Origin of the sequence: Halobacillus shinanisalinarum (assembly GCF_022919835.1) — a bacterium.
In the GTDB taxonomy this organism is placed as follows: Bacteria; Bacillota; Bacilli; order Bacillales; family Halobacillaceae; genus Halobacillus_A; species Halobacillus_A shinanisalinarum.
In genome coordinates this window covers 867,578-881,325 of the sequence record NZ_CP095074.1, presented here as the reverse complement: position 1 = coordinate 881,325, position 13,748 = coordinate 867,578, and the positions used below count along the sequence as shown (strand labels likewise).

The window sequence follows — 13,748 nt, the reverse complement described above, 5'->3', positions numbered from 1 at the left end:
TATTTGATCATGGCTAAAAAAGCGCCAGAGGTTGGAGAATATCAATACGGTTTTCATGAAAAAGACGTCTCTATTTTCCGTACTGAAAAAGGTTTGACAGCAGATGTTGTTAAACAAATCTCTGATTATAAAGAAGAACCACAGTGGATGCTTGATTACCGTTTGAAGTCTCTTGAGCAGTTCTACAAAAAGCCAATGCCTCAATGGGGCGGTGACTTGTCCGAACTGGACTTTGATGATATTACCTATTACGTCAAACCATCTGAAGGTTCTGAACGTTCATGGGATGAAGTACCTGAAGAAATCAAGAACACTTTTGATCGTCTTGGAATTCCTGAAGCAGAACAAAAATATCTAGCTGGGGTTTCCGCACAGTACGAATCTGAGGTTGTCTATCACAACATGGAGAAAGACCTTGAAGAACTAGGTGTTGTCTTCAAAGATACAGACTCTGCACTGAAGGAAAACGAAGAGCTCTTTAAAGAGTACTTTGCTAAAGTAATTCCGGCATCTGATAATAAATTCTCAGCATTAAACTCGGCTGTATGGTCTGGTGGTTCTTTCATTTATGTTCCAAAAGGACAAAAAGTAGAAACGCCATTACAGGCTTATTTCAGAATTAATTCTGAGAACATGGGACAGTTCGAGCGTACTCTGATCATTGTTGACGAAGGCGCATCTGTCCATTATGTAGAAGGTTGTACAGCTCCAACTTACTCTTCCAGTTCCCTACACAGTGCGGTCGTTGAAATCTTTGTTAAAAAAGATGCGTATTGCCGTTATACAACGATTCAAAACTGGGCAAATAACGTTTATAACCTTGTTACGAAACGTGCTGTGGCTGAAGAAAATGCAACAATGGAGTGGGTGGATGGAAACTTAGGCTCTAAGCTTACTATGAAATATCCATCTGTTCTTCTAAAAGGTGAAGGTGCCCGAGGAATGACACTTTCTATTGCGCTTGCCGGTAAGGGACAACACCAGGATGCTGGAGCGAAAATGCATCACTTAGCTCCTAATACTTCCTCTACGATCGTTTCGAAGTCAATCTCTAAACACGGTGGTAAAGTAACTTACCGTGGGATTGTACAATTTGGACGTAAAGCAGAAGGCGCTCGCTCAAATGTTGAGTGTGATACGCTGATTATGGATAATAAATCTACGTCAGACACGATTCCTTATAACGAAATTATGAATGAGAACATCTCTCTAGAACACGAAGCGAAGGTTTCTAAAGTGTCTGAAGAGCAACTGTTCTATCTAATGAGTCGCGGTATTTCCGAAGAGGAAGCAACTGAAATGATTGTAATGGGCTTTATTGAGCCATTTACGAAAGAACTTCCGATGGAATACGCTGTAGAGATGAACCGTCTTATTAAATTCGAAATGGAAGGTTCAATCGGCTAATAACTATAAACCCTTATCACAACAACCGTGTGTGATAAGGGTTTATTTTTGTGATTTGTGTTCGTGCCCCATTTGTGCCTCTTCTGATGCTATAAATGCTTTTTCTAAACACATCATAGCCGTTGCAAATAATCTCAATATTGATGTGACAAGCTTACAATTTCAGAAGACTACGTTTTTCATGTGGGTTTAAAATAAAGTCGTACCGTTTTGCCCCTTTGGATATGCTTTATCTGAAGGGGTTTCCTGTGTTAAAAGTAATATAAAGTTATACAGCAATCGGGCCATTTAATGGAATAAACAACTTGGAACTATTTGTTCGTAAAAACGTATATATTAGTACATATTTAGGGGTACATCTTGTTTGGGGGATTAACAATGCATACTATAATTAGAACTTTTAAAAATATGTTTTTTGATTTATTTTCAATGGTAAGAGGCTTCACATATGGATTTTTTATGGTTGGAATATTGATTTTAATTTGTGGTGGTTTATTATATGGAATTTTCTATCTTAGAAATTTACTTTTTTAAACTAACGGAACTGAAGAGCTGAATACGAATTGTTATTTGCAGTTATCAGTTGAATAAAGGGGTGTTGTTTTATCTTTGATCTAATGCTAATACTTTTCATAGGCTTTTCTGGAGGTTTAATAGCATTGATTAGTTTTATAGTAATTGCTGGGAAAAGGATTACGCAACCAAAAAAAGCTTTAGAAAGAAAAGTTGAGAATTTGGAAGAAGAAGTTAGAACTCTGAAAGATAATAGAGATTAAACTAGTAAGTGGCTATCCTCCCCAAATGGGGCGCGTTTATCGAATAACGTGTCCTTTTTACATTTAAGGGTAATATTAAGGAATAACGTATTGTACAAATGATGGGAATTTGAAATAATTGCTATTAAACTAAAAATCAGAATCATTGAATTAAGGACTTCGTAGTCTTAAGTAATAATGTTTGCAAAGAGAAGAGTGGTATTATTTATAGAAGACTTTTACATTATGGATTGACGTTTGTTGGAATGCTCATTCTACTTTATTTGATGGAGGTAACGAACGAGGAATTGCAACTAGCTAATCAAAGGCACGTTAACATCTTTGTAGTTCTAACAAAAATGACAACTTGGGGAGTTTTGTTTGGTATTCTGGTGGAACCTAAGAAAGTAATTTCACTATTTAAAGGCCACTTAAATATAAACTGGTTACTTCTACCGTGTTCAATACTTCTTGTAGCAATTATATACATTCCTAGAACATATGTTGTGTCCTGGTTTAGCTTGGATATACCCTTTTACATACAGATGTTTAATGTAACAGAGGCTCGTACGGCGCTGGCTATCCTGTCAGGCGTTTTACTCATTAGTTCATTAACTAAAGATGAAGATCGGAAAGCAATTCCAGAATAAGAATTATTATTAAGTATTCATTCACAAGGGAGTGGAAGGTGGGAAGTAATATGAGCTTTGAAACATTATTACTAGGAGTAGGCGTGGTATTTTTTATATTTTTTATAATTGCTGTTGCTTCATCGAAGAGATAACTTGCTTAGCTTGGCAAATCACTCTGCTTATTGTAGAAACGGGCAGATTGTTGAACAAGGAAAGATTCTAGGATTTGAAACAGATAGGGGTGAATTCTTGAAGAAGATCTTATATCTGATAATCTTAATTACGTTTACTTTGGCTGGATGTGAAGATGGCTTTGTTAGTTACGAAAAAGAAAATGTTATTGAATCTTTAGAAGTGCTTTCTTTCGAACCTGAAATTCCAGATAAAATCCCTTTTACTCCCACTGATATTAAAGTAATGGTGGGGGACTTGGGAGGAAAACAAAAGAGCTATATGGCAGTAAAATTCATTAATAAAAAAGGGCGGGAGATAACTTTTAGAGCTATTAGACACCCAAATGGTCTAGATTTCACGGATGAGACTGTGAAGATAGAAGAAAACCTTGAAGGTAGGTATGGCGACCAAAATGACACAAAATTGCTAAAATGGGATAAGGATGGTGTCTACTATGAAGTGTTTGCAGATAGTGACTTCACCTCGAAAAAAGAGCTAATTAAAATCGCTGAAATCTCTTATAAAGTGAATTAAATTTTTAAACAAACGGGGAAAAAGCGTAAGATCGTTATTAATATTATCTTGAATTATCAAGTCTTCATGAAAAGGGGCGCATATCCGGAATAAGGATCTGCGCTCTTTTGTATTAGAGGTACAGATCGTTTAAGAAGAGAAAGTATAGAAATAGAACGAGTACAGGTTAAGAAGGCTCCTAATAAGGAACCTTCTTATTTCTTATCTTATTCCTCTTGAATATTGAAAAGGTGGACTTACTTTATGAGTTAATCTCTTCTCTGCGTGTAAACTCCAATAAGGATCATTAAGCATACCTCTTGCAATGGCCACAAGTTCTGCATCTCCATTTGAAATGGTTGCTTCTGCCAATTCTGGGCTACTTAATTTACCAACAGCGATAACTGGAAGGCCTAATTGTTTTTTAAATTCGCGTGCAAAGGACACCTGATAACCCGGTGTGTTTTGCGGTTTACGTTCTCCGGGAGGTCCTTCCCCACCACTTGAAACGTGAAAAACATCTACACCAGCTTTTTTAAAACGTTTTGCCATATCAATAGAGTGTGGTAAGTCATAGCCCCCATCTATATACTCAATGGCAGACATTCGCATGATTAGTGGCATATCTGCTGGCATTACACTTTTGACCGCCTTTATAACTTCTTCTCCAAAGAGCGCTAGGTCTTCTCCATACTCATCTGTACGATTGTTGATATTTGGTGACATAAACTGATGCAAGAGATAACCATGAGCGCCGTGTAATTCGATTGTATCAAAACCTGCTTTTATTGCTCTCTCAGCAGCCTGTTTAAATTGCTGAACGGTTTCTTTCACTTCTTGGTTTGTTAAAGCTCTTGGGGTTTAAGTTCACCATTCATTGTTTCCTCTGGTAATACTTCTACAGATATATCGGAAGCTCCTACAGGTTGATCGGCATCTTCTGCTTTTCTGCCTGCATGAGCAATTTGAATTCCAACCTTGGTGTCGTACTTTTTTATTTCATTAACAAGTCGTTGGTAATGTGGTACTTGTTTATCTGACCAAAGACCAAGGTCGCCATTTGTAATACGCCCCTCGGGGGTAACACTAGTCATTTCCATAATAATTAGACCTGTTCCTCCGATCGCTCTTGAGACATAGTGAACAAAGTGCCAATCGTTTGGGGCACCATCTTCTTTAGTGACTGAATACTGACACATTGGTGACATAACAATACGATTTTTCAACGTTAGATTTTGAATTGTATATGGACTGAATAAACGACTCATAACGGGAAACTCCTCCCTTTTTATTTGTTTGCGCATGCATATAATATAACTTGTGATATAATGATGTCAATAAAAAGGGCTGGAAAGGATTATTATCATGAATAATGAGTTGTTTAATGCTTGGATTAATCTGACGAAATATCACGACCGTATACTGAAAGCAATGGATTATACACTTCAAGATCAATTCCATTTAGGAATTAAAGAATTTTACCTTATGTATATCTTGGCAAAATCAGAGCAAAAGAAGATGAGGTTATCAGATTTAGTTCCAAAAGTGGGCCTTAGTCATAGTGCTCTATCACGCTTAGTTACAAGACTGGAACAACATCGAGGCGAGTCGTTAGTTGAACGCCAAACGGATGCAAGTGATAAACGATCTGTTGATATCTTTCTCATGAAAAAAGGAGAACAAGTCATTCATGAGATGCAAATGCTGATTAATGATAGCTTACAGTCTCAAATGAGCGAGAAGGATATACAAAATATTAAAAGGCTTGTTGAATAAGACGGCTAATACTGATTGCTTTAACATAATCTTATTCCATTAAAGGGGCGCGCTTATCGAATAACGCGTCCTTTTTAGGGCCATTTAATAAAATAAGGGAAGGACTTTTAGAAAGTAAATAGAATAGCATTTAAGTATATGAATACTGCTCTGCTGTAAATGAGATGGATAGAACCAGATACAAAAAAGCCACCCGTTACTTTTGACAGGGTGGCTTATCCTATAATATTCTTTTGCTAATCTATTAACAGTATAACTGCAGTTAATCCTTTTTTACTGTATTCCATAGTCCTTCGCAAAAACCATTTCGGTGTCAACAATTCCATCCTTCGTATTTTCATCTAAGTTAAACACCCGGGCACCACGTAATCTGTGATTTTCCTCCTCGCCAAGGCCATAGGCTCCAAATCCTACGCTTCCTGCATAGCCTAATTTGATTCCATAATAGTCACCAACATATGTATTGATGTGATCATGGCCAGAAAACACACCTTTTACGTCGCCTCTCTCCAGCATAGCTGCAAACATTCCGCTGTTAAATGGACCGGTACAAACACACTCATTCTTTTCGCCTCTGATATTATGTTTTTCCACAGCTTTTGCATGGCTTTCTTCTGTTCTTTCAGATGGGCTAGCATACCACATATATTCAAATTCCGGGAGAGGAATATGCATGAACGCTAACGAAGGAACCTTATGTCCGATTGTTTTCTCCAGTTTTTTAGAAGTTTCAGTATACCACTGAACCTGATCGTGGCGGAGCCAATCCCAGGTTTGATAACCTTCGAAATCCTGCCCTGCAATTTCCTCGGGTGCGTATCTTCCGCTGTCAAACAGCCAAATATTAAATGCCGGTTTTGTATTTTTGGAATTATTGATAACAAGGTTTGTATTTCCTGTTCCGGTAATATCTTTTGGTCCGGGCTTATTGACGTTATGTTCATAAGACATATAGATTTCTAGCATTTCTTCTTCATCTAACCCGGTCTTCGGTGTATGGTCCTCATCATGGTTGCCGAAGGTTACCGCCCATTGTACCCCTCTATCTTCCATCGGTTGGGCAATAGTTTTTATGGCTTGCTTCACCTCCTCCGGTGTTTCCAGATCAGCGTTAAGCATATCGCCATTTAAAATGGCCAAATCAGGCTTCTGCTCATCAAGCACTGTATTCATTAATTCTATCGTCCGGGGATCGATATCCTCATCATCTTGAATGTCATTAAACTGTACGATTCGATACTTCCCATCAGCGTTGAATTGCAGCTTTTCATTTTCATTTGTTTTCCCTTGAACGGGAGAACTGAAAGAATTTGTTGTGATTAAGATAGCGGTAATAGCGATGGTAACAATACTAATACCAAGAGATTTTAATTTCATAAAATAGCCTCCTTCTTACATAAGTAGTCTTTATACATTCAAATTAAGTTTAATAAAATAGTATTAATCCTATATAAATTTACTTCCAATATTACGTAAAATATTCTTTAAATGGGCGCATAGGCGTACTAATGTAATAAGAGTGCGCTTTTTCTGAATCGGTCCATATTATGCAGGAGTTTTCATTCTCGAGTGTAGGGATCTTTTTTGATGGTTTTCTTGTTCCTTTGTAACTTTAAAGCAAAGTGGAGGGACAAATCCTCAATAGAAGTTTGGTAATTACTTTGAGCAAGATTATCTTGAATCCGAGTCTTCATGATAAGGGCGCAAGAACGGAATAAAAGTCAGCGCCTATTTTGCGTGTAAGGGTCATTTAATCGAATAAACCAAAAGGAGGATAAATGAAGGTTAAGCGAATTGTTGCCAATGTTGAGACGCAGGACATTTCCAAAGCAAAGTACTTCTACGAGGAAATACTTGAACTTGATCAATTGATGGACATGGGATTTATTGCGACTTACGGCTCGCATGAGAAAATGGATACTCAAATCAGTTTTCTCTCGCAGGGGGTTCCGGGAGGCCTGTGCCTAATTTGTCTATTGAAGTTGAAGATTTTGACGATGCTTTAACTCGTATAAAAAAAGCAGGGATTCCAATTGAGTATGGACCAGTTGAGGAACCATGGGAGGTTCGGCGGTTTTTTGTAAGGGATCCATTCGGGAAGCTTGTCAATATTCAAGGCGTCTCTTTAACCCTCTTCAGGATCACGTTGCAATTTTATTTTTTCGGTGTTTTATTTATTGAAAAAAGAATGGCCGAAGATAGATAAAAGTACAGTGGAAAATGAACGGAGTTAATGGAATGAGCTTTAAATCCAATATATTCTCCTACAGGCAGGCTTAGCAAGAAAGCCAAATATAAAAAGTGTGCTTTTTTGAAAATTGCACCTATAATTCCAAGGGAAGCGGGGACAAAAAATAATAGTAAGTACGCCATTCCAAATTGTCTATAAGCAGTCTATCTGTAAAGGTGTTTAAGAAGATTTTCTCTTGTGTTCGGCATCCACAAGTCTGGAATATGAAAATTTCACCAGTAGTAGGCACCAATAAATGAACCGATTATACCTAGAAGAATTGCAAGTCTAAGAAGTATTTTAGTGTTCATTTTAATTTGCATTTTTTAATCCTCCCCTTTGAAAATAGATTATTCATAGAAAGGGGAGTTCTACTCCATAAACGGGGCGTATTTCCGGAATTAAGGATTTGCGCCTTTTTTGCATGAATAGGACATTTTAGTTGAAGATTTTAGTTGAAGATTACAGCACAAAAATGATCAAACTTAACCAAAACTTTATGCAGTCAAATGGGATGGAAAAATATCTTTAATCAAACCTTATTTCAAAACAACAACAAAATTTTTTTAACCTTTAAAAAAATGTTTTAACAATAATCAAATCATGATAGAATACAAATTGGTCTTATTGAAAACGATTACATAAGAGGGGTGATTAAAATAGGAGAAAAAAATAGATTGATTTTTGATCATGCGATTAGAACAGCAGATATGATGGTCAACATGTTTGGACCAAGGTGTGAAGTAGTTGTTCATGATTTTTCAGATTTACAACGATCATTAATCCATATTGCAGGGAATGTCACTTCAAGAGAAATCGGTTCCCCCATTACAGATTTAGTGTTAAACGAATTAAGAAAAAACCATGAAGATATTAAAGATATCCCTGGTTATCGGACACAGTCGTCTAAAGGGCAGATTATGAAATCGACTACTGTTTTTTTGAGAGATGAAGACAACAAAATTATTGGTGCTCTTTGTACGAATTACGATATTAGTCTTCTGATGGAAATGGGTGGTGAAATCGAACATTTTATTGACTTTCAGGAAGATAAACAGACGAAACACATATCAGAAACGTTTTTCAAGTCTGTTCATGATGTTATTCAAGATATGGTTGATCAAGTGATTAGTCGTTACAATAAAGCACCTATACAGATGACGATGGAAGAAAAAGTGCATTGTGTCGGTGAGTTAGATGAAAAGGGGACATTTTTGATTAAAGGAGCAACAGAATATGTTGCCCATGTCCTAGGGGTTTCTAAATTCACCGTTTACAATTACTTGAACAAGGTTCGCTCAATGAATGAATACAAAGTTAACGAAAATGAAAATGTACGCTAAAAAAGTTCATCAACATGACAACGTACACAAACCATCGAGGGAGAGAACATCATGGAAATTATCAAAGGAACAGTCCTATTACTCATTGTACTAGCTTTTTTTACCCTTTTTAGCTACAAAGCACCTAGAGGGATGAAAGCAATGGGGGCACTAGCAAGTGCAGCCATTGCCACTTTTTTAGTTGAGGCATTTCAACGTTATGTGGGGGGAGATTTATTAAATATTGAGTTTTTAGGTCAAGTTGGGGATGCGGCTGGTAGTATGGGCGGAGTTGCTGCGGCTGCCCTTGTTGCACTAGCTATGGGTGTTTCACCTGTTTATGCTTTAATGCTTGGTGTCTCCTGTGCAGGTTTAGGACTTTTACCAGGATTTTTAGCAGGTTATTTAATGTCATTTGTCGTCAAGAAAATCGAGGCAAAGGTGCCTAATGGACTTGATTTAATTGTTACAATTATTGTGGCAGCTCCACTTGTCCGTTTATTAGCGGTTTACGCTGATCCAATTGTCGACGCTACACTACTTAATATCGGTGGAATTATTACACAAATAACCGATGCGAGTCCTATTGTTATGGGAATTATTTTAGGTGGTGTTATCACTGTTGTAGCTACAGCTCCTTTAAGTTCCATGGCTTTGACTGCTATGTTAGGTTTAACAGGTGAGCCGATGGCGATTGGTGCGTTAGCTGTATTTGGTTCATCCTTTTTGAATTTTGTCTTTTTCCATCGCATGAAGTTTGGAGATCGGAAAACGACCATTTCAGTTGCAATTGAACCATTGTCACAAGTAGATATTATTTCTGCCAACCCAATTCCTGTTTATGTTACTAATTTTCTTGGTGGTGCAACGTCAGGAATTTTTATTGCATTATCAGGATTAGTGAATGGAGCGACTGGAACGGCCACACCAATTGCAGGATTTGCAGTTATGTATGGGTTTAATGATCCGATCAAGGTAACTATTGTCGCAGCTTTATGTGCAGTCTTCAGTGCACTATGGGGCTTCATTGGGTCATATATATTTAAAAACTATAAAATCCGTCGAGTAGATCAGCTCATTGAAGTAAATGAGAAAGCAGAGTCAACCTAAGTATCATATACCATGTTGTAAGAAATAAATAATGAAATGTACTTGTTTAATATAAAAATTTAAGAGGTGAGCGTCGTGAAATTTAATTCAGTATTTGACATTATCGGACCGGTCATGGTCGGTCCATCAAGCTCACATACAGCGGGTGCTGCACGAATTGGAAAAGCAGCACGGAATTTATTTGGGAAAGAACCGAAATGGGCGCGTATCTATTTATATGAATCATTTGCAAAAACATATAAGGGTCATGGAACAGACTTTGCTCTAGCAGGTGGTCTGCTTGGGTTCGAAACGGATGATTCAAAGATGAAACAGGCACTGGAGATCGCTCGAGAGCGGGGGCTCGATATTGAATTTATTGAGGACAATGCCGGTGTTGATCACCCGAACACAGCAAGGCTGATTATCGGCAATGACACGGATCAGCTCGAGCTGATCGGTATTTCGATTGGTGGCGGTAAGGTTGAAATTACGGAACTAAACGGATTTGAATTGCGTCTGTCCGGCAATCACCCTGCCATTCTGATCATGCACAACGACCGGTTCGGTGCGATTGCATCTATCACAAAAATTTTAGCCAAACATGAAATCAATATTGGTCATATGGAAGTGAACCGGAAAGATGTAGGCACAGAGGCATTAATGGTCATTGAAGTGGATCAGAATGTGCATGACAGTGTTTTGAAGGAAATGGAAGACGCTGATCATATTGAGCAGATTGCCAAGATTGTCAGTTAAAGTATTTGAATAAGGAATGACACATGTGAAGGTCATCAAATCGTGCGCAAATGGTCTCAAATTATGCAATAGTCAGGCAAGGTTGTGTATCATTAATAACGTCTGAGGCTTTTGCGAAATCGTAAATGTATTTCAGAAGAGGAGTCAATAACATGTTTCGTACAGTTGCTGAATTAGTAGAAGTCGCTGAAAAGGAAAATATATTAATCTCTGAAGTTATGATACGACAGGAGATGGAAGTAAAGGAGAAAACACGGGAAGAAGTGTTTTCCGAGATGGAGAAGAACCTTGATGTGATGGAAAAAGCTATAGAAGACAGTCTTAAAGGTGTTGTGTCTGTTACCGGTCTGACCGGTGGAGATGCGGTCAAAGTCCAGGAATACATGAAAGAAAACACACCGTTATCTGGCAATCTCATGATGGATGCTGTCAGTAAAGCAATGGGCACTAATGAAGTCAACGCTGCCATGGGAACAATTTGTGCAACACCGACAGCAGGTAGTGCAGGCTGTGTACCGGGAACATTATTTGCGGTCAAGAATCAGTTGAATCCTAGCCGTGAACAGATGGTGCGCTACTTGTTTACATCCGGTGCATTCGGATTTGTCGTTGCCAATAACGCGTTTATTTCCGGAGCTGCCGGGGGGTGTCAGGCAGAAGTGGGATCGGCAGGAGCGATGGCATCTGCAGCAATCGTGGAGATGGCGGGTGGCACACCACAACAATCCGCTGACGCCTTTGCCATGACTCTGAAAAATATGCTCGGCCTTGTTTGTGATCCGGTCGCTGGTCTTGTTGAGGTGCCCTGTGTGAAACGGAATGCAGGCGGATCATCACTTGCGATTGTATCGGCGGACATGGCACTCGCCGGTGTAACGAGCACGATCCCGTGTGATGAAGTCATTGGCGCGATGTACCGGATTGGCAAACAAATGCCATCAAGTTTGCGTGAGACGGGTGAGGGCGGTCTGGCAGATACACCAACCGGACGTCTGTTAAAACAGAAGCTATTTGGTATTACATCAGGCTCATGAGTTTACGAATCATAACCAATCGAAATAATTAACACCAGAAGAAATGTTTTATAAAAATTCAGGTGATACGGTAATAAAATGTGTGAGGGGATGGAAAAAGTTATTTCTAAAAAACAAATACGAAGGGCGCAATTCTGGAGCAAAGAATTGCGTTTTCTTAATGTATAGGGCCACCAATTAATTGAATAAGAAAAATCTAGTGAAGAACTTAGAAGCATGAAAAATACAAACCACCGTTCAATGAGTGGTTTGTACTTGGAAGACGTTATCCGAGCCGATAATTATTGCTCTGAGGCTGACCGATACGTCGCAATGATGACACCGGTATCCGTGGTTACAGAGTCGGTCAGATTGAGGTGCGCAACAGTGCTATCTTCAGGAAGCAAGCGGCGCCCTTTACCAAGAACCAGCGGGTGAATGTTTTATGCCCTGTTTGTGCTCCCCTAGATTGAAGAAGTTTGATTTTATTTAAGGCTCTTCATTAAAATCTAAGGCTGACATTAGAAGGTAATTATGGTAATGAACCAAATAAATGAAAAACTGTAACCTGCTATACAGAACAAAAACACGATAACGAGGGTTATATGTGTGTTTTCAGCGCTTATCGCTCACTTTAAGCCTTCTTTCGCTCCTAACTTTCCTGAATCATAGGCTTCTTCATTATTGTGATGGGGCTATGTATAAAAGACAGTCGCTCCCTTAAGCACACAAACAACAGCGGAAAAGCCACCATAGCTAGCTAGATTATCTGCATGGGCCGCTGGATCCAACCATAGGTTTTGGTGATGAGCCTTATTTAAAAGCGTTTTTTTCTAAAATCGCTTGAGGTAGGTATTTAGCAAATAAACAATACAGATTAAAATTCAACATTATTCAAATTCGAGATGGAAGGTTTCATTGGCTAATAAAAGAACCAATACCGCACGGAGGTTTGACATCTGTGAGGTTTTTTAATTTCGGCTATTTTCTAGGAGTTTATTGCTATTTAAAGTAATTTATTTACCTTTATAAAAGGACGGATCAACAGGTAGCAGAGGGAACTATGCAAGCCCCCTGAGGAAAGGCGAGCATATTTCCTTTTGCGGTCTTCATATACAACAACAATCTTCACTAAACGAGCCTTAATTTCTCTTTATGACCACTTGAAGAGTTGGATTCTCTTTCTAATCATGTTTTCGTCATAGAAAACGTGATACTATAATATTATCTCTAATACAGATAGAAGGTTGTCCATGTTTATCGTAATTGCTTTAGTAATCGGATTTTTAGCATCTTTTGTTGGAAGCGTAGCAGGATTAGGCGGAGGGTCTATATTAGTGCCTGCTCTTTTATTCTTAGGTGATCACCATCATATGTTTGATTGGGTCACGCCACAGAAGATTGTAGGGATTTCACTAGTTGTAATGATTTTCACAGGACTTTCATCAACGTTGTCGTATATTAAGCATAAACGAGTAGACTTGAAGGCAGGATTACTCCTGTTGATTGGGAGTATTCCAGGAGGAATCTTCGGGTCATGGCTTAATCAATTTTTTCAAACGGATAATTTTGCATTAATATTTGGAAGTGTAATGATTGTTATATCATTGTTATTTTTTCTGCCCAGAAGTCGGGAAGAGGGTAACAAATTCTCAATCAGTGGTATAAAGAGGGTAGTTGTGCTAAATGGTCAAACCATTTCCTATACGTTTCCATTGGGGATCGGCTTCATTTTATCCTTTAGTGTGGGGGTATTATCAGGATTGCTTGGAATTGGAGGTGGCTCGCTTACTGTACCAGTTTTAATCCTGCTTTTTCGATTTCCTCCACATATTGCAACAGCTACATCGATGTTCATGATATTTTTTGCGAGTATAACAAGTTCAGCAACCCATATTTATTTAGGTCATGTGGAATGGAGCCGTGCTTTGTACTTTATCCCGGGTGCTTACATAGGCGGTATGTGCGGTGCATTTGTTAATCGGAAATTAAATGGACAAGCAGTGGAATGGTTTTTACGTATTCTGCTTATTTTAGTCGGAATACGGTTAATTTGGCAAGGGATTGGATAAGGAGAC

General features: G+C 38.4%; 10 protein-coding genes and 2 pseudogenes. 10 read left to right on the top strand and 2 right to left on the bottom strand.

From position 1 onward, the window contains the following. Positions 1–9: 9 nt before the first annotated feature. The 3 genes from sufB to MUO14_RS04670 all read left to right on the top strand — a co-directional run bounded on the left by sufB (position 10) and on the right by MUO14_RS04670 (position 3,502). Entirely contained in the window at positions 10–1,407 is a 1,398-nt protein-coding gene (gene sufB / locus MUO14_RS04680; protein ID WP_244753909.1) for a Fe-S cluster assembly protein SufB, read from the top strand. 1,063 nt (positions 1,408–2,470) lie between these two features. Beyond that, complete coding sequence (locus MUO14_RS04675) at positions 2,471–2,812, top strand: hypothetical protein (RefSeq protein WP_244753908.1); 342 nt, start codon at positions 2,471–2,473, stop codon at positions 2,810–2,812. A gap of 231 nt (positions 2,813–3,043) precedes the next feature. Beyond that, positions 3,044–3,502 (top strand): DUF4367 domain-containing protein, encoded by a 459-nt coding sequence (locus MUO14_RS04670; RefSeq protein WP_244753907.1) that lies wholly within the window; start codon positions 3,044–3,046, stop codon positions 3,500–3,502. A gap of 201 nt (positions 3,503–3,703) precedes the next feature. Here the strand turns inward: MUO14_RS04670 and MUO14_RS04665 are convergent. Continuing rightward, positions 3,704–4,749 (bottom strand): annotated as a pseudogene (locus tag MUO14_RS04665) (NADH:flavin oxidoreductase/NADH oxidase). A gap of 97 nt (positions 4,750–4,846) precedes the next feature. Between MUO14_RS04665 and MUO14_RS04660 the strand changes: the two are divergent. Then, positions 4,847–5,257, top strand: a complete 411-nt coding sequence (locus MUO14_RS04660) for a MarR family winged helix-turn-helix transcriptional regulator (RefSeq protein WP_244753906.1) — start codon at positions 4,847–4,849, stop codon at positions 5,255–5,257. 273 nt (positions 5,258–5,530) lie between these two features. Here MUO14_RS04660 and MUO14_RS04655 read toward each other — a convergent pair whose 3' ends face one another. Then, positions 5,531–6,634 (bottom strand): metallophosphoesterase family protein, encoded by a 1,104-nt coding sequence (locus MUO14_RS04655; protein ID WP_244753905.1) that lies wholly within the window; start codon positions 6,632–6,634, stop codon positions 5,531–5,533. 401 nt (positions 6,635–7,035) lie between these two features. On the opposite strand from MUO14_RS04655, the pseudogene MUO14_RS04650 reads away from it, so the two are divergent. From MUO14_RS04650 to MUO14_RS04625, 6 genes and pseudogenes are all read left to right on the top strand, one after another. Further along, positions 7,036–7,370 (top strand): annotated as a pseudogene (locus MUO14_RS04650) (VOC family protein); the annotation flags it as partial. A gap of 794 nt (positions 7,371–8,164) precedes the next feature. Then, positions 8,165–8,830 carry a helix-turn-helix transcriptional regulator gene (locus tag MUO14_RS04645; RefSeq protein WP_244753904.1) on the top strand — a complete coding sequence of 222 codons (666 nt, stop codon included), beginning with the start codon at positions 8,165–8,167 and terminating at the stop codon, positions 8,828–8,830. 51 nt (positions 8,831–8,881) lie between these two features. Then, on the top strand, positions 8,882–9,919 hold the full coding sequence (locus MUO14_RS04640) for a PTS sugar transporter subunit IIC (RefSeq protein WP_244753903.1): 1,038 nt from the start codon (positions 8,882–8,884) through the stop codon (positions 9,917–9,919). Positions 9,920–9,994: 75 nt separating this feature from the next. Beyond that, positions 9,995–10,657, top strand: a complete 663-nt coding sequence (gene sdaAB / locus MUO14_RS04635; protein WP_244753902.1) for an L-serine ammonia-lyase, iron-sulfur-dependent subunit beta — start codon at positions 9,995–9,997, stop codon at positions 10,655–10,657. 152 nt (positions 10,658–10,809) lie between these two features. Further along, positions 10,810–11,691: an L-serine ammonia-lyase, iron-sulfur-dependent, subunit alpha gene (gene sdaAA / locus MUO14_RS04630; RefSeq protein ID WP_244753901.1), complete on the top strand. Its 882-nt coding sequence runs from the start codon at positions 10,810–10,812 to the stop codon at positions 11,689–11,691. Between the two features lie 1,232 nt (positions 11,692–12,923). Beyond that, positions 12,924–13,742 (top strand): sulfite exporter TauE/SafE family protein, encoded by an 819-nt coding sequence (locus MUO14_RS04625; protein ID WP_244753900.1) that lies wholly within the window; start codon positions 12,924–12,926, stop codon positions 13,740–13,742. Positions 13,743–13,748 lie beyond the last annotated feature (6 nt).

Excerpts from the sequence above, each read along its gene's own strand:
- MUO14_RS04625 (WP_244753900.1), top strand. The coding sequence starts at position 12,924 with ATGTTTATCGTAATTGCTTTAGTAATCGGATTTTTAGCATCTTTTGTT.
- MUO14_RS04660 (WP_244753906.1), top strand. The coding sequence starts at position 4,847 with ATGAATAATGAGTTGTTTAATGCTTGGATTAATCTGACGAAATATCAC.
- MUO14_RS04655 (WP_244753905.1), bottom strand. The coding sequence starts at position 6,634 with ATGAAATTAAAATCTCTTGGTATTAGTATTGTTACCATCGCTATTACC.
- MUO14_RS04640 (WP_244753903.1), top strand. The coding sequence starts at position 8,882 with ATGGAAATTATCAAAGGAACAGTCCTATTACTCATTGTACTAGCTTTT.
- sdaAA (WP_244753901.1), top strand. The coding sequence starts at position 10,810 with ATGTTTCGTACAGTTGCTGAATTAGTAGAAGTCGCTGAAAAGGAAAAT.
- sufB (WP_244753909.1), top strand. The coding sequence starts at position 10 with ATGGCTAAAAAAGCGCCAGAGGTTGGAGAATATCAATACGGTTTTCAT.